General features: G+C 70.7%; 15 protein-coding genes and 1 riboswitch. Of the genes, 11 read left to right on the top strand and 4 right to left on the bottom strand.

Annotated elements, in window-relative coordinates:
- Window positions 1-38 precede the first annotated feature (38 nt).
- From ASG74_RS13185 to gcvP, 5 genes are all read left to right on the top strand, one after another.
- Window positions 39-497, top strand: a complete 459-nt coding sequence (locus ASG74_RS13185) for an FHA domain-containing protein (protein WP_056144315.1) — start codon at window positions 39-41, stop codon at window positions 495-497.
- Window positions 478-1,176 (top strand): transcriptional regulator FtsR, encoded by a 699-nt coding sequence (gene ftsR, locus ASG74_RS13180; protein ID WP_056144312.1) that lies wholly within the window; start codon window positions 478-480, stop codon window positions 1,174-1,176. The genes ASG74_RS13185 and ftsR overlap by 20 nt, the downstream gene beginning before the upstream one ends.
- A 17-nt stretch (window positions 1,177-1,193) precedes the next feature.
- Window positions 1,194-1,697, top strand: coding sequence for a bifunctional nuclease family protein (locus ASG74_RS13175; RefSeq protein WP_056144309.1), 504 nt, complete (start codon window positions 1,194-1,196; stop codon window positions 1,695-1,697).
- A gap of 144 nt (window positions 1,698-1,841) precedes the next feature.
- Complete coding sequence (locus tag ASG74_RS13170; protein ID WP_200942608.1) at window positions 1,842-2,417, top strand: MerR family transcriptional regulator; 576 nt, start codon at window positions 1,842-1,844, stop codon at window positions 2,415-2,417.
- Window positions 2,418-2,489: 72 nt separating this feature from the next.
- A riboswitch (glycine riboswitch) is annotated at window positions 2,490-2,588 on the top strand.
- A 76-nt stretch (window positions 2,589-2,664) separates the two neighbouring features.
- Entirely contained in the window at window positions 2,665-5,553 is a 2,889-nt protein-coding gene (gene gcvP / locus ASG74_RS13165) for an aminomethyl-transferring glycine dehydrogenase (protein ID WP_056144305.1), read from the top strand.
- Between the two features lie 15 nt (window positions 5,554-5,568).
- Here gcvP and ASG74_RS13160 read toward each other — a convergent pair whose 3' ends face one another.
- Entirely contained in the window at window positions 5,569-8,679 is a 3,111-nt protein-coding gene (locus ASG74_RS13160; RefSeq protein ID WP_056144302.1) for an AAA family ATPase, read from the bottom strand.
- Window positions 8,676-9,845 (bottom strand): exonuclease SbcCD subunit D, encoded by a 1,170-nt coding sequence (locus ASG74_RS13155; RefSeq protein ID WP_082569736.1) that lies wholly within the window; start codon window positions 9,843-9,845, stop codon window positions 8,676-8,678. The genes ASG74_RS13160 and ASG74_RS13155 overlap by 4 nt, the downstream gene beginning before the upstream one ends.
- A 151-nt stretch (window positions 9,846-9,996) precedes the next feature.
- Here ASG74_RS13155 and ASG74_RS13150 point away from each other — a divergent pair, with 151 nt between their 5' ends.
- Window positions 9,997-11,478, top strand: a complete 1,482-nt coding sequence (locus tag ASG74_RS13150) for a glutamate-cysteine ligase family protein (protein ID WP_082569764.1) — start codon at window positions 9,997-9,999, stop codon at window positions 11,476-11,478.
- A gap of 121 nt (window positions 11,479-11,599) precedes the next feature.
- Here ASG74_RS13150 and ASG74_RS13145 read toward each other — a convergent pair whose 3' ends face one another.
- A complete protein-coding gene (locus ASG74_RS13145; protein ID WP_056144292.1) occupies window positions 11,600-12,208 on the bottom strand; it encodes a histidine phosphatase family protein in 609 nt (202 codons plus the stop codon).
- Between the two features lie 91 nt (window positions 12,209-12,299).
- On the opposite strand from ASG74_RS13145, the gene ASG74_RS13140 reads away from it, so the two are divergent.
- The 5 genes from ASG74_RS13140 to ASG74_RS13120 all read left to right on the top strand — a co-directional run bounded on the left by ASG74_RS13140 (window position 12,300) and on the right by ASG74_RS13120 (window position 15,302).
- Entirely contained in the window at window positions 12,300-12,845 is a 546-nt protein-coding gene (locus ASG74_RS13140) for a DUF1697 domain-containing protein (RefSeq protein ID WP_056144289.1), read from the top strand.
- On the top strand, window positions 12,842-13,312 hold the full coding sequence (locus tag ASG74_RS13135; protein ID WP_082569763.1) for an OsmC family protein: 471 nt from the start codon (window positions 12,842-12,844) through the stop codon (window positions 13,310-13,312). The genes ASG74_RS13140 and ASG74_RS13135 overlap by 4 nt, the downstream gene beginning before the upstream one ends.
- A 3-nt stretch (window positions 13,313-13,315) precedes the next feature.
- Window positions 13,316-13,939, top strand: coding sequence for an L-threonylcarbamoyladenylate synthase (locus ASG74_RS13130; protein ID WP_056144287.1), 624 nt, complete (start codon window positions 13,316-13,318; stop codon window positions 13,937-13,939).
- Window positions 13,940-13,960: 21 nt separating this feature from the next.
- On the top strand, window positions 13,961-14,737 hold the full coding sequence (locus ASG74_RS13125; protein WP_235498960.1) for a GNAT family N-acetyltransferase: 777 nt from the start codon (window positions 13,961-13,963) through the stop codon (window positions 14,735-14,737).
- A 262-nt stretch (window positions 14,738-14,999) separates the two neighbouring features.
- Window positions 15,000-15,302, top strand: a complete 303-nt coding sequence (locus tag ASG74_RS13120; protein ID WP_056144281.1) for a DUF1905 domain-containing protein — start codon at window positions 15,000-15,002, stop codon at window positions 15,300-15,302.
- 13 nt (window positions 15,303-15,315) lie between these two features.
- Here ASG74_RS13120 and ASG74_RS13115 read toward each other — a convergent pair whose 3' ends face one another.
- The gene (locus tag ASG74_RS13115; protein ID WP_056144278.1) at window positions 15,316-15,867 is read right to left on the bottom strand and encodes a nitroreductase family deazaflavin-dependent oxidoreductase; all 552 of its coding nucleotides are present in this window, start codon (window positions 15,865-15,867) and stop codon (window positions 15,316-15,318) included.
- Window positions 15,868-15,888 lie beyond the last annotated feature (21 nt).

Here is a 15,888-nt window from a genome sequence, read left to right as displayed (position 1 = left end):
ACCGGCGTCATGAGCGCCACAGACAAGGAGCCGCACAGATGAGTGACGAGAGTCGCGAGACCCCCGCGCCCGAGCCGGAGTCGTCGACGACGATGCGCTTCCAGGCGGTGCCCGGGCTCGAGCAGTCCGAGGTCGTCCACGAGAGCGAGCACGTCCTCACCCGTGCCGACCAGGCCACCGTCGAGGCACTTCGCCCCGGCACGGCCCTGCTCGTCGTCCTGCGTGGCCCCAACACGGGCGCCAGGTTCCTGCTCGACGACGACGTCGTCTCGTCGGGACGTCACCCCGAGAGCGGCATCTTCCTCGACGACGTCACGGTCTCTCGCCAGCACGCAACCTTCGAGCGCGTTCAGGGCCAGTTCGTCGTCAAGGACGTCGGCTCGCTCAACGGGACCTACGTCAACCGGGAGCGCATCGACGAGTCCTTGCTGCGCACCGGCGACGAGGTGCAGATCGGCAAGTACCGCCTCGTCTTCTATGCCGCCAAGCAGGCCTGAGCGGCCGCTGACCATCGGCAAGGTCCTCGACGCCCTGCGTGAGGAGTTCCCCGAGGTCAGCATCTCCAAGATCCGCTTCCTCGAGGTCGAGGGGCTCGTGGAGCCGAGCCGGACACCGGCGGGCTACCGGACCTACTCGGCGTCCGACGTCGACCGGCTTCGCTACGTGCTGCGCGCCCAGCGCGACCGGTTCTGGCCGCTCAAGGTCATCCGCGACGCCCTCGACGCGCTCGACCGGGGCCTCGAGCCCGCCCTCGACGCCGACGCGCGTCCGAGGCCTCCCGGTCCCGAGGTCGACCCGGACGTCCCCGACGAGGCCAGCCTCGTCGCCGGACGCGAGGTCCGCCTGACCCGCGACGAGCTGTCCTCCTCCACCGGGCTCGACCTCGCGACCATCACCTCGCTCGAGGGCTTCGGTGTCCTTCGGTCCGACCCCGACGGCCACTTCACCGGTGCCGACCTCCAGGCAGCGCATGCGGCGGCCGGCCTCGCGGCATACGGGATCGAGGCACGGCACCTGCGCCCGTTCCGCACGGCGGCCGACCGTGAGGTCGGGCTCGTGGAGCAGGCCATGAGCACGCGCCGCCCGGCCGGCCGGGCCAAGGACGAGGCAGCGGTGGCCCGGTTGTGCCTGCAGCTGCACGCCGCACTGGTCAAGGGTGGTCTGGCCCGACCCTGACGACGTACGGTGGAACGGTGAAGCCACTGGACGTCCTCGGTGTCCGCGTCGAGATGCCGACGAATCAACCCATCGTGCTGCTCCGGGAGCGGGACGGCAGCCGTTACCTGCCCATCTGGGTGGGCGCCGCGGAGGCGGCCGCCATCGCCTACGCGCAGCAGGGGGTCGTCCCGCCCAGGCCGCTGACCCACGACCTCATCAAGAACGTCCTCGACGAGCTCGGGCACACCCTCACGAGGGTGCGGATCACCAAGCTCGAGGAGGGGGTCTTCCACGCCGAGCTGGACATCGACGGGGGCAACGCCCGGGGAGGACAGAGCGTGGACGCCCGCTCCTCGGACGCCATCGCCCTCGCACTGCGCTTCGGCGTCGACATCGTCACCACCGAGGTGCTGCTCGACGAGGCCGGGGTGGCGATGGCCGAGGAGGAGCAGGAGGAGAACGAGGTCGAGAAGTTCAAGGAGTTCCTCGACCAGGTGTCTGCGGACGACTTCGACACGAGAGACAAACCGTCAAGTTGAGAGTTACTGTTACTCATGTTGCTCACGACACGCATGAGGTCAGGGTCGACTGGTAGTTGACCCCGGGTTCCGCGACCCCTAGCGTCAGCCCCAGAGAACGACGTCCATGTAGTTACATCGCTCGTGTCACAGCAGGAGGTTGGCGTGAACGCCATCGAAGAACACCCCAGGGCGCACGTGCCCGTCGCGGCCCAGGGCCTGCTGTTCACGGACGACCTGCCCGAGTTCGACGAGGAGACCGGCTACCGCGGTCCGACCGCGTGCAAGGCGGCGGGCATCACCTACCGCCAGCTCGACTACTGGGCCCGCACGTCGCTCGTCGAGCCGTCGGTGCGTGGTGCCGCCGGTTCCGGCTCACAGCGTCTCTATGGTTTCCGCGACATCCTGGCTCTCAAGATCGTCAAGCGCCTGCTCGACACCGGTGTCTCGCTGCAGCAGATCCGTGGAGCCGTGCAGGTCCTGCGCGACCGCGGTGTCGACGACCTGGCCCAGATCACCCTCATGAGCGACGGTGCCTCCGTCTACGAGTGCACCTCCAACGAGGAGGTCATCGACCTCCTGCAGGGCGGGCAGGGTGTCTTCGGCATCGCCGTCGGCAAGGTCTGGCGCGAGGTCGAGGGCGACCTGTCCCACCTCCCCAGCGAGCGCGCGTCGGACGAGGTGCCGGCAGCCCACCCCGACGACGAGCTCAGTGCCCGTCGGGCCGCCCGGCTCGCCTGACCCCTTCCGCGTCCCACCCCTTCAGCGCGTGCCCCGTGGGGCACGCGCTGTTTGTTACCCTGAGCCTGCCGCAAACACCGTGCGGGAGAGTCCTCGGTCCGTGATGGAGCCGGGGCGCCGAAGGGGCAAACTCCCCGGAACCTCTCAGGCGCAAAGGACCGCACGGATCAGGCATCTCTGGAACGGCCCCACGCCGCGACAGAAGGGGAGGCCCGTGCCCGTCCGTGCGCCAGGAGCCTCATCCCTCATGACTGAAACCTCGATCCACACCAGTGACCTGCCCGCCTTCGCCGAGCGACACATCGGCCCGAGCGACGCAGACGTCGCCGAGATGCTCGCGGCGATCGGTCGCTCCAGCCTGGACGACCTCACCACGACGGCGGTTCCGGCCGCGATCCGTGCCACCGAGTCCATGAGCATCGTGCCCGCGGAGTCCGAGCGCGCCGTTGTCAAGGAGCTGCGCGGGCTTGCCTCCCGCAACCAGGTCCTCACCTCGATGATCGGGCTGGGCTACTACGGCACGGTCACCCCCGCCGTCATCCAGCGCAACGTCCTCGAGAACCCCGCCTGGTACACGGCCTACACGCCGTACCAGCCCGAGATCTCGCAGGGGCGGCTCGAGGCCCTGCTCAACTTCCAGACGGTCGTCTCCGACCTCACCGCCCTCAGCACCGCTGGTGCCTCACTGCTCGACGAGGCCACGGCTGCCGCGGAGGCGATGACCCTGATGCGCCGCTCGAGCAAGGCCCCCGAGGCCGCCGTGCTCCTCGTCGACGAGGCGATCTTCCCGCAGACGCTGGCCGTGATGCAGACCCGCGCCCGCCCTCTCGGGATCGAGATCGTCGTCGCCGACCTCTCCGAGGTCACCTCGCGCGACGAGCTCTCCTCCGCCACCGGTGGCCGTGACGTCTTCGGTGTCCTGGTCCAGTACCCCGACCTCCACGGCCGCCTCCGCAACCACCGGTCTCTTGCCGACGCCGCCCACGAGGCCGGCGCGCTCGTGACCGCCGCAGCCGACCTCATGGCGCTCACCCTGGCCACGGCGCCGGGGGAGTGGGGTGCCGACATCGCGGTCGGCACCAGCCAGCGACTCGGCGTGCCCATGGGCTTCGGTGGCCCCCACGCCGGCTACATGTCCGTGCGTGCGGGTCTGGAGCGCACGCTGCCGGGCCGCCTCGTCGGCGTCTCGGTCGACGTGACCGGTGCACCGGCCTACCGCCTGGCGCTGCAGACGCGCGAGCAGCACATCCGCCGTGAGAAGGCCACGTCCAACATCTGCACCGCCCAGGTCCTCCTGGCCGTCATGGCCAGCATGTATGCCGTCTACCACGGCCCCCGTGGACTGCGCGCCATCGCGTTGCGCATCCAGGCGCACGCGGGCTCCCTCGCGCAGGCCCTGCGCCAGGGTGGCTTGGAGGTCGCGGAAGGCGACCGCTTCGACACGTTGTCGATCCGGGTGCCGGGCCGGGCCGACGAGGTCGCCGCGGCCGCGGTCGCCGAGAAGGTCAACGTCTGGCGGCACGACGCCGACACGGTGATCCTGTCGGTCGACGAGACGACCGACCTCGAGGACCTCGCCAAGGTCGCCCGCGCCTTCGGCGTCGAGGCACCCTCGAACGTCGAGGTCACCGAGCCGGCCTGGGACGCGGCGCTCGTGCGCACGTCCGACTACCTCACCCACCCGGTCTTCACCAGCCACCACAGCGAGACCGCGATGCTGCGCTACCTGCGCCGCCTGTCCGACCGTGACTTCGCGCTCGACCGCGGCATGATCCCGCTCGGCTCGTGCACCATGAAGCTCAACGCCACGACCGAGATGCTCGCGATCACGTGGCCCGAGTTCGCCGACCTCCACCCGTTCGCGCCGCTGGACCAGACCGAGGGCATCCGCCACCTCGTGGGCGAGCTCGAGCAGTGGCTGTGCGACATCACCGGCTACGACGCGGTCTCGCTCCAGCCCAACGCGGGGTCCCAGGGTGAGTTCGCCGGGCTCCTCGCCATCGCGGCCTACCACCGCTCGCGCGGCGATGCCGAGCGCAACATCTGCCTGATCCCCGCCAGCGCGCACGGCACCAACGCGGCCAGCGCCGTCATGGCCGGCATGAAGGTCGTGGTCGTCAAGACCGACACGATCACCGGCAACGTCGACATGGACGACCTCAAGGCCAAGGTCGAGCAGCACCGTGACGACCTCGCGGCGATCATGGTGACCTACCCGTCGACGCACGGTGTCTTCGAGGACACCATCACCGACCTGTGCGCCATGGTGCACGACGCCGGTGGACAGGTCTACGTGGACGGGGCGAACCTCAACGCGCTGGTGGGTCTGGCGAAGCCGGGCCGTTTCGGTGCCGACGTGTCCCACCTCAACCTCCACAAGACGTTCTGCATCCCGCACGGCGGTGGTGGCCCGGGCGTCGGGCCGGTCGCGTGCCGTGAGCACCTCGCACCGTTCCTGCCCAACCACCCGCTGGACACCGAGGCCGGTCCCGAGACCGGCGTCGGGCCGGTGTCAGCAGCCCCCTACGGCTCGGCCGGGATCCTGCCGATCTCCTGGGCCTATGTGCGCCTCATGGGCGCCTCGGGCCTGCGTCGCGCGACAGAGGTCGCTGTCCTGAACGCGAACTACGTCGCCGCCCGCCTGCGGGACCACTACCCGGTGCTCTACTCGGGTGAGGGCGGCCTCGTCGCCCACGAGTGCATCCTCGACGTCCGTCCGCTCAGCAAGGAGACGGGTGTGAGCGTCGACGACATCGCCAAGCGCCTCATCGACTACGGCTTCCACGCGCCGACGATGTCGTTCCCGGTGGCGGGCACGCTCATGGTCGAGCCCACCGAGAGCGAGGACAAGCTCGAGCTCGACCGCTTCTGCGACGCCATGATCGCGATCCGTGCCGAGATCGACGCGGTCGGTGCCGCGGGCAACGCCGCGACGAGCGTCCTGCGCGGCGCGCCGCACACCGCGCTCTCGCTGGCCGGCGACTGGGAGGTCGACTACAGCCGCCAGGAGGCCGCCTTCCCGCAGGGCGTCGACCCGCTGGCGAAGTACTGGCCGCCGGTGCGACGCATCGACGGTGCCTATGGCGACCGCCACCTCGTGTGCTCGTGCCCTCCGCCGGAGGCCTTCGAGGACTGACGCGGCCCGTCGACGTCAGGCGGCGCTCTCGACCCCTGGGGTGGAGACGGCAACCGTGCTGCCGCCGGCGGTCTTGCGGACGACGAGCTGGCTCGTGATGCGGCTGCGCAGCTCGGCGACGTGGGACACGACGCCGACGGCGCGGCCGCCCTCGCGCAGGGAGTCGAGCACGGAGATGACCTGTTCGAGGCTCTCGTCGTCAAGGGTGCCGAAGCCCTCGTCGACGAACAGGGTGCCGAGGTCGAAGCCACCGGCTTCCTCGCGCACGGCGTCGGCGAGGCCGAGCGCAAGGGCCAGTGACGCCATGAAGGCCTCTCCGCCGGACAGGGTCGAGGTCTCGCGGCTCACGCCGGTCCACTGGTCGAGCACGCGCAGGCCGAGACCGCTGCGCGCTCCGCGGGCAGCCAGGCGATCGCTGTGCTCGAGGCTGTAGCGGCCCTCGCCCATGACGCTCAGCCGCTCGTTGGCCAGGCGGGCGACGGTGTCGAGCCGGGCGGCCAGCACGAACGAGGTCAGCCTCATCCGCAGGCTGTTGTTGAGTCCGCCACCGCTGAAGGTGTCAGCCAGCTCCTTGATGCGGTGGTGATGGGTGAGCGCAGGTCCGGCGGCGTCGAGCCCCGCGACCAGGCTCGTGCGCACCGCCGCGAAGGCCCGGCGGGCGCCGCTGGCCTCGGTCTGGGCGGACTGGGCCGTGAGGAGAGCCGCCCGGGCCTGCGCAGCCGCGGTGGTCAGTGCCTCCACGTCGGGTTCGGGGCCCGACTCTGCGGCGATGACCTCGGCGTCCTCGAGGACCGCGTTCATCGAGGCGCGCGCGCGGTCGTGGTCGTGCAGGCGGTCGCGCAGCCGATCGAGCGCCGCCGGTGCGATGAGGGCGGCCGAGGCCTCGTCGAGCGTGGCGAACCCTGCCTCGGTGGCAGCGGCCTCACCGGCGTCGACGGCGAGTCGGTGGCGGCTGGAGCTGTCGTCGAGGCGGCACTGGGCGTCGTGCCAGGACCGCACCGCCGCGGTGAGCTGCTCGTGCGACCGCGAGAGGTCACCGGCCGAGGTGCCGGTGCTGCGAGCGGCACACGGACAGGACGAGTGGGAGTCGAGCAGGTCGGTGACCCTCGCCAGGTCGGCCGCCTCGGCCGTGCGGGCCTGCTCGGCCAGGGCGGAGGCGCGGGCGAGGGACTCCTGGGCCTGCACGACCGCCCGGTCGAGCTGCTCGAGCTCGGCGCGCGCCGATGCCAGTGCCTCGTCCGCGAACTTGCGACGGAAGGCCCGGGCTCGCACCGCCAACAGGTGGTCGGTCGCGGCCCGCGCCTCGTCCTCGAGCTTGGCGAGGTCGAGATCCCCAGCGGAGCGGACCTCGAGGACCTGCAGGGCCTCGTGCAGGAGCGCACGGGCGCTGGCCGCGACCGTCTCGCACTGCTGGTGCGCCTGGGCCAGTGCCGCGTGGGTGAGACGGGCGTCCTCGAGCTCGTGGCCGCTGACCCGGTCGCCCGAGAGGGCCGGCGAGGGGTGCTCGTGTGCACCACAGACCGGGCATGACTCCCCGTCGACGAGGCCCTCGGCCAGCTCGGCAGCCATCTGGGAGAGGCGTCGGGCGACGAGGTCCTGCTCGTGGTCGCGGGCATCCTGGGCGGCGGACCTTGCGTCGGCGGCGTCTGTCACGAGACGGGCCAGGGCGGCCTCGTCGGTGACCACCCGCCGAGCCAGCTGGAGCTGGCTGCGCGCTGCGTCGGCGGAGCGCTCGACCCCGGCGAGTGAGGCGTCGGCCTCCAGGGCGTCGGCGACGGCAGCCTCGGCGGCGGCCACCCGTTCGAGGGTGGAGGCTCGGTCGCCGTCAGCGGTGGCGAGCACGGTTGACGCCGACGTGATCGCGTCCTGGTCCTCCTGCGCCTGTCGTGCCCGCTGCGCCCGAGCAGCCTCGAGGCGGACGAGCTCGCGCAGGGTGTCGTCGTGCTGCTGCAGCTGCTCGACCAGTGCCGCCGGGTCCGTGGCCTGGGCGACCGACGCCCGGACGCGCGCCGCTGCCGCGTCCACTGCATCGCAGCCGCGCTCGACCTCGGACGCCTCGCGGGCGATCGCCGCGACGTGCCCGCGCACCGAGGCGGCACGGCTGGCGGCGTCGTGGGTGGCCCGGGCGGTGCTGATGTCGGCCTCGGCACGGTCGAGCTCGCCCAGGGTGCTGCGGGCGACCCGTGCCCGCTGGCGCAGGGCGAGCAGAGAGCGTGCGTCCTCGGCTGCGGCGGCCGCAGCACCTTCTGAGGCGACGGCGGCGTCGAGGGCCACCATCGCCTCGGAGACGAGCACGTCGAGGTCGTCAGCCGTCGCCTCGAGCATGGCTCGAATGGCCTCGGGCGAGCTCGGATCCAGCGCGGCTTGCCCGTGGAGCAACCGATCCTCGTGCCCTGAGCCCTCGTCGCCCGAGCTGTGGGACTCGCCCTCCGGCGCAGTCGCGTGACCGCCGAGACCCGAGGCAGCCACGACGTCCGCGAGCCGAGCGAGGTCGGTGTCGATGCCGCTGCGAAGGCTGCTCACGGTCGCCTCGCTCATCCGTCGCTGGTCGACCAGCCATTGCTCGACGTCGGCGAACCGGGTGATGTCGAAGAGCTTCTCGAGCAGGGCGCGGCGGTCGTCGTCCTTGGCGGTGAGGAAGGCCGCGAACTCACCCTGCGGGAGCATCGCCACCTTGGAGAACTGCTCCTTGCCCAGCCCGAGGACGTCGTGGAGGACCTCGGCGGTCTCGTCGTTGCGGGTCGACACCACCGACCAGGAGTCACCTCGCAGCTCGGAGAGCGCGACGGTTGCTGGCGTCTCGATGGTGCCGGTGCCGCGCTTCTTGGCCCGCAGGTGGGCAGGGGAGCGGCGGACCAGGAACCGCCGTGTGCCACAGGTGAACTCGAGCTGCACGGACGGGGTCGCCGTCGGGGCAGCGTGGTCACTGACGATGCCGCGCTTGTCGCGCAGCCCCGGCACGTCGGCGAACAGTGCGAAACAGATGGCGTCGAGCAGGCTCGTCTTGCCGGCGCCGGTGGGACCGTGGATGAGGAACAGCCCCGCAGAGGTCAGCTCGTCGAAGTCGACGGTGACCTCGTCGGGGAACGGCCCGAACGCCGTGGCGCTGAGCTGGTGGATCCTCACGCCGCCCCCGACACCCGGTTGGACGTGCCACCCTCACCGTCACGGGCCGAACGACCCAGCCGCGCGCCCTCGACGGCCTGGGCCAACAGCACGCGCTCGGCCTCATCGGCGCCGTGCCCGCCCCGCACGTGGGCGAGGAAGTCGCAGCAGACGTCGAGGTCCGAGCGCTCGGTGAGGGATGCGGCATACGCACTCATGGTGGTGACCGAACCGGAGGGTGCGAAGCTCAGGTCCAGGGTGTGCGGGAAGCGGACCCGCAGGCGCTCCATGGCCCCGAGGGGACGGATCGGGTCGGTCAGGGTGACCTGGCACCAGGCAGACTCCGCCGCTGTGTGCCGGCGGTCTGCGAGCAGCTCGTCGAGGGTGCCGCGCAGCAGCATCAGCGGTCGCTCGACCGGGGCGGCGACGAAGTCAGCGACGGGGGTGTCGCCCGAGAGGTCGACGAGCCAGGAACCCTTGGTGTGGGAGGCCTCGCTGAACGACATGGCGACGGGGGAGCCGGAGTAGCGCACCGTCCCGGACACCTGCTGGCGGCCGTGCAGGTGCCCCAGGGCGGCGTAGTCGACGCCCGCGAAGACGTCGGGCGGCACTGCTGCCACGCCGCCGACGGCAATGTCGCGCTCGGAGTCGCTCGTGGCGCCGCCGGTGACGAAGGCATGGGCCATCACCACCGAGCGGCGGTGCGAACCCGAGTCCAGCGATGCTCGCACCCGTGCCATCGCGGCACGCAGCGCACCGGCGTGGGTGCGCTCGCTCGTGCCCAGCGGCCCGGCAGCGAGGGAGGGCTCGAGATAGGGGAGGGGGTGGATGGCGACGTCACCCACGACCACGGGGCGACCGATGTCGCCGATGTCGGTGCGGATGTGCAGGCCGGAGCGCTCGAGCAGCCGCGAGGCGAAGCCGAGCCGGATGGCCGAGTCGTGGTTGCCGCTGGACAGCACCACGGTCGCACCGGCGTCGATGAGCCTCTCGACGGCCTCGGAGAGCAGCTGCACGGTCTCGGGAGCGGGCAGCGCCCGGTCGTAGATGTCGCCGGAGACAAGCACCGCGTCCACGGACTCAGATCTCACCACCTCGACCAGCTGGTCCAGGAAGGCCGACTGGGCGTGCTGCAGCCCCACCTGGTGGAACGCCCGCCCCAGGTGCCAGTCGGAGGTGTGGATCATGCGCACATCTCGAAGGCTAGGTCGCGGCACCGACACACCCCATGACCGAAACGCGGATTCGGCCACGTTCCCCTCGCCCGCTGTGCTCGGATGATGGTTGAGTGGGCCGTTCCAGATCACGCAGGACCAACGAGATCGTGAGGTGAAGGGCGTGGGTGCTGAGGTCAGTGCGCAGAGCTACACGCGCGAGGAGCGCCAGCGCTACCGCGAGAAGGTCCGCCAGAACCTCGACGTGTTCGAGCGCATGCTCAGCCAGCACTCCTTCGAGTTCGACCGTCCGCTGACCGGCCTGGAGATCGAGCTCAACCTCGTCAACGCCGACTACGACCCGCACTTCGCCAACGCCGAGGTCCTGCAAGCCATCGCCGACCCGGGCTACCAGACAGAGCTCGCGCAGTACAACATCGAGCTCAATGTGTTGCCACGCCCCCTCCCGGGGGACTCCGCGCTCGAGCTCGAGAGCGACCTGCGCGAGTCGCTCAACGCCGCCGATGCCAAGGCACGTGAGGTCGGCTCACGCCTCGTCGCGATCGGCATCCTGCCCACGATCATGCCCGAGCACTACGAGGGGGAGTGGATCAGCGACAACAACCGCTACACCGCCCTCAACGACTCGATCTTCGTCGCCCGCGGGGAGGACATCTACCTCGACATCAGCGGGCCCCAGGGCGAGCGGGTGGCGACCTACTGCAGCTCGATCGCCCCCGAGTCCGCGTGCACGAGTGTGCAGCTCCACCTGCAGGTCCAGCCGTCCGACTTCGCCGACCACTGGAACGCGGCCCAGGCCGTGTCGCCGGTGCAGGTGGCACTCGCCGCGAACTCGCCGTTCTTCTTCGGCCAGCGGCTGCACGCCGAGACCCGCATCGAGCTGTTCAAGCAGGCGACGGACACGCGCCCGATCGAGCTCAAGAACCAGGGAGTGCGGCCCCGGGTCTTCTTCGGGGAGCGGTGGATCACCTCGATCTTCGACCTCTTCGAGGAGAACTCCCGCTACTTCCCGGCGCTGCTCGCGGAGACGACCGACGAGGACCCGATGGCCAAGCTCGAGGCGGGCGAGGCACCAGAGCTCAGCGAGCTGCGGCTGCACAACGGCACGGTCTACCGCTGGAACCGTCCGATCTACGACATCGTCAACGGGCGGCCCCACCTGCGGGTCGAGAACCGCGTCCTCCCCGCTGGCCCGACGATTGCCGACACCCTGGCCAACGCCGCCTTCTACTACGGGGTCGTGCGTCAGCTCGCGACCACGGACCGGCCCGTGTGGACCAAGATGAGCTTCGCGGCGTGCGAGGAGAACTTCCACCGCGGCGCCCGTGACGGCATGGATGCGCGGCTGTACTGGCCCGGCTTCGGCGAGGTCGGCGTCGACGAGCTCGTGCTGCGCCACCTGCTCCCGCTCGCCCACCAGGGCCTGGAGGACTGGGGTGTCTCGCAGGCGGTGCGCGACCGCTTCCTCGGCATCATCGAGGCGCGCAGCCAGGCTGGAGTCAACGGAGCCACGTGGCAGACCGACGCGGTGCGCCGCTTCGAGGAGCGAGGCTCGGACCGGCGTCAGGCGCTGCACCAGATGCTCGAGCTCTATGCCGAGCACATGGGGACCAACGAGCCCGTGCACACCTGGCCGCTGCCCTGAGGCCTCCTGCCCAGTGCGGTTCGCGAACCACGTTGCCGCTCGTGGACCCGAACGATCCGGTTTCCGAGAGTGGGTGTGGTTCGCGAACCACTTCGTGTATGCCGCGTGCGCCCCGGAGCGGTCAGCCCAGGCTGTTCCACAGCCGGATCGCGGGCTGCTCACGCTCGTACTCGAGGACGCTGACGGACCCCGCATCCAGCAGGAGCTTGGCCGCACCGCGCGGCTGCTCGCGCAGGAACACCGTCGCGAGGATGCGCAGGGCATGTCCGTGTCCGAAGAGCAGGACATCCCGGCTGGCCACGACCGGGGCGGCCCGCAGCAGCACCCGCGAAGCCCGAGCAGCCACCTCCTCGACCGTCTCACCGGGACTGGCGCCAGGGACGACACCGTCCTCGAAGACAGTCCAGTCGTAGCCGAGCTCGGCCCGGATGTCCTTGGTGGTGCGCCCCTCGTAGGCGCCGTAGTCCCACTCGACGAGGTTGGGGTCGACCTCGGGGGAGGGGAACCCGGCGATCTCCGCGGTCCGGAGTGACCGCTGCAGCGGAGAGGAGAGCACCAGCCCGAAGTCGAAGTCGGCCAGCCGTGGGGCGAGGGTGGCGGCGTCCGCCTCGCCCTGCTCCAGGAGCGGCAGGTCGGTGGTACCGGTGTGCTGACCGGACTCGCTCCACTCGGTCTTGCCGTGGCGGACGAGGACGATGCGGCCCTTGGGGACAGGGGGTGCGCCAGTCATGCTCCTCACTGTGGCAGCAGATGCACACCCTTGGCCACCTCGTGACAGCCGCGCGGCCGGGTCCCACCGGGGCTCTGGCAGGATCGGCCGTATGCCGCGCCACCTGGCCTTCCTTCGAGCCGTCAACCTCGGTGCCCACCACAAGGTGCCGATGGCCGAGCTGCGCGAACGGCTCGCCGAGGCGGGCTTCACCGACGTGCAGACCCACATCCAGACCGGCAACATCGCCCTCACCACGTCGATGCGCTCGGCGGCCAAGGTCGAGGCCGCGGTGGAGGACCTGCTGCATCAGTGGCGTGGGTTCGACGTCCCGACGATCGTCCGCTCGCCGTCCGAGCTGCAAAGCCTCCTCGAGGAGGTGGAGGCGACCGCCCCACTGATCGATGCCGACGCTCGCCGCTACGTGGTGTTCGCCAAGGGCGAGGTGAGCACGTCTGCGCAGGCCGCCCTCACGGCATACGCGGACACTCCCGAACGTTGCGTCCCCGTGGGACGGGACATCCTGCTCGAGATCGCCGGTGACTACCACACCGCCCGCCTCGCCGGCGCCCGGCTCGAACGCCTCGCCGGCACCGCCCTGACCGCGCGCGACATCAAGGTCGTGCGTTCCCTCGCCGAGAAGTGGAGCAGCCCATGACCGACCAGGCCGCACGGACGACGCCCGAACCCGAGACCGGCGGCACCGGCCCCGGTCACCGCTCGGTCACCCTGAACCGCACCTCCCACGGCGAGTTCGACGTGACCAACGCGCGCGGCGGGACGATCCACATCGGCTCCGGGGAGACCGACGACTTCACGCCCGTCGAGCTCCTGCTCACCGCCATCGCCGGCTGCAGCGCCGTCGACGTCGACTTCATCACGAGCAAGCGGGCCGAGCCCGTCGAGTTCACCGTCACGGGCGCCGGCGAGAAGGCCAAGGACGCGGTCAAGGGCAACCACATGCAGGACCTCGAGGTGACCTTCCGGCTGCGTTTCCCGGAGGGACCCGAGGGCGACAGGGCGCGCGAGATGCTGCCGCGCGCCATCGCGCAGTCGCACGACCGGCTCTGCACGGTCTCGCGCACCGTCCAGCTCGGCACTCCCATCACCATGCGCGAGGACTGAGCCATGGCCCGTTACCTCGACGTCCACCCGGTCGACCCGCAGCCGCGCGCGATCAAGCAGGCGGTCGACACCCTGCGTGACGGTGGGCTGATCGCCTACCCGACCGACTCCGGCTACGCCTTGGGCGCGGCGATGGGCAACCAGGCAGCCAAGGACCGGATCCGCGACATCCGACGGCTCGACGACAAGCACCACTACACGCTGGTCTGCGCGGACTTCGCCCAGCTCGGCCACTTCGTCCACGTCGACAACTCGGTCTTCCGGGCGGTCAAGGCGGCCACGCCCGGCTCCTACACGTTCATCCTTCCCGCCACCGCTGAGGTGCCCCGCAAGCTGCTCCACCCCAAGAAGAAGACCGTGGGCGTGCGCATCCCCGAGCACCCGGTCGTGCGGGCGCTCCTCGCGGAGCTGGGCGAGCCGATGCTCACCTCCACCCTCATCCTCCCCGGCGAGAGCGAGCCGATGACGGACGGGTGGCAGGTCAAGGAGGAGCTCGACCACGTCGTCGACGTCGTCATCGACTCGGGGGAGTGCGGCACCGAGCCCACGACCGTCATCGACCTGTCCGGGGACGGCGCCGAGGTGCTGCGGGTGGGTGCCGGCGACCCGTCCCGTTTCGAGGCATGAGGCCCCTCCGGCGTGCCTGAGGTGCCGCCGTTCCCGGACGTGGTGCTGCAGGCGATCACCCGTCACGGTGTGGTGCCGGGACGCGGCTACGTGACGCTCGGCCACGAGGACGCGCTCATCACGCACTACCCGCCCGAGCCCGAGCGGGCGTTCGTCGTGCACTGGACCCGTTCGCAACGTGAGCCGGCTGAGCTCTTCGGCGAGCTCACGGCACACCTTCGTGACGCGGGTGCGCGCAGCGCGCAGTGGTGGTTCCGGGACGACTCGAGCCCGGTGGGGCTCGAGGAGCTCGTCCTCGCGGCGGGGGCCACGACCGTCGAGGACCAGGTGTGTCTGGCCCGAGCGGTCGACGGGCGGCTTCCGGTGATCGCGCCGGGCGTGCGCGTGACGCTGCTCGAGGACGCCGCCGGTCTCGACGCCATGGTCGACATCGGAGTCGGCGTCTTTGACGACCCAGAGCCGGCCGACCGCGCCGAGCTGCTCGCCGAGGTCCTCGACGACCTGGAGCGCGCGTCGGCCGCCTGGGTCATCGGCTGGCTCGACGGCGTGCCTGTCGGGCGGGCCCGCGTCGGTCTCGAGCACGGCGTGGCGGCGCTCGTGGGTGCGGCCGTCCTGTCCCAGGCGCGACGACGAGGCGTGTATGCCGCGATGCTCGCCGCCCGGCTCGACCTTGCCTCGACCGCCCGCTGCCACACCGCGGTGACCAAGGCCCGGCGTACCCAGTCCTTGCCCGTGCTGTTGCGGGAGGGCTTCACCGTGATCGGGCACGAGCGTGCCCACCTGTTGGCGACCACCTGACGGGCCCCGGCCGTCGTCACCCCCACCGGTGCCTGGGCCCCTGGACCGATGGGGGTGACGACGCCCTGCTCCGGAGGAAAGGAAGCAGGGTGGCTGCGGTGGAGCGAAAAGACTCCCTGACCCTCGCTGCCGCAGCGTTGTCCACCGTAGGAGCGTCGTGGTCAACGGCGGGTTCCCCACAGGTCAAGAGTTGGTATGCCGCGTCAAGAGTCCGTCGGCGACTCACCCTGCCTCGTGCCCGCGCGGGGTTAGGTTGACCGGCATGGACAGCGTCACTTTCGAGTTCACCGGCGAGGTGTGGGAGTGGCGTGGACCGGCGCCGTACCACTTCGTGTCCGTTCCCGAGGACCTGTGCGACGAGGTGCGCGAGGCCGCGGAGCTCGTGAGCTATGGGTGGGGAATGGTTCCGGTGAGCCTGCGCATCGGTCGAACCTCATGGACGACCTCGCTGTGGCCGAAGGACGGTGGCTACGTCGTGCCGCTCAAGGACAAGGTTCGCCGCGCGGAGTCCGTGCAGCTGGGTGACACCGTGACGGTGGGGATGGAGATCCGGCTGAGCATGTGAGTTCGCTTGGGACTCAACTGTTCTGAGCGTCGTGTGGTCCTGTTGCGCTCTCGAGCATGAAGACCCGGATCTGACGACTGTCGCACACCCTCCGTCGGTAGCTGCGATAGCCGGGGTAGAAGGTTGCTGCCTCGGCAAAGACTGCCTCGGCCTCGGCGGACGTCGCCGGTCGCGCCAGGACCTCTCGCGTGACACCGCGGTAGGTCACGGTGGCGTGAGGGTGCGACTCGAGGTTGCGTGCCCACGCCGGCGTTGCGTGCTGGCCGAAGTTTGTTCCGAGTAGGCCGAGGGCGTTCCCCCGTGGAGTGGCGATGAGGTGGGTCGTGCGCTGCATTCCTGACCTGCGTCCCATCGTGGTCAGGGTGAGCACCGCCAGGCCTGTGCAGATGCTCGGTGCGCTGTGGCGTCCGCGGGTGAGTCGTCCAACGACCGCGTCGGCGTGACGCAGGGTGTGCGCGAATGTCCAGGCCCCGGCTCGGGTGCCGCCCAGCCAACGGATGGCTCGGTGGGTTCGGCCTCCCGTGCTGTGGTGGTAGCCGAGCTCGTCGGCGAGCCCGCTCGTCACGTGCCCGGGTCGGGACGACGG

The sequence above is a fragment of the Knoellia sp. Soil729 genome (genome assembly GCF_001427985.1).
Classification (GTDB): Bacteria; Actinomycetota; Actinomycetes; order Actinomycetales; family Dermatophilaceae; genus Knoellia.
Note: the sequence above shows the minus strand (reverse complement) of the source record. Positions and strands in the feature narration are given on the sequence as shown.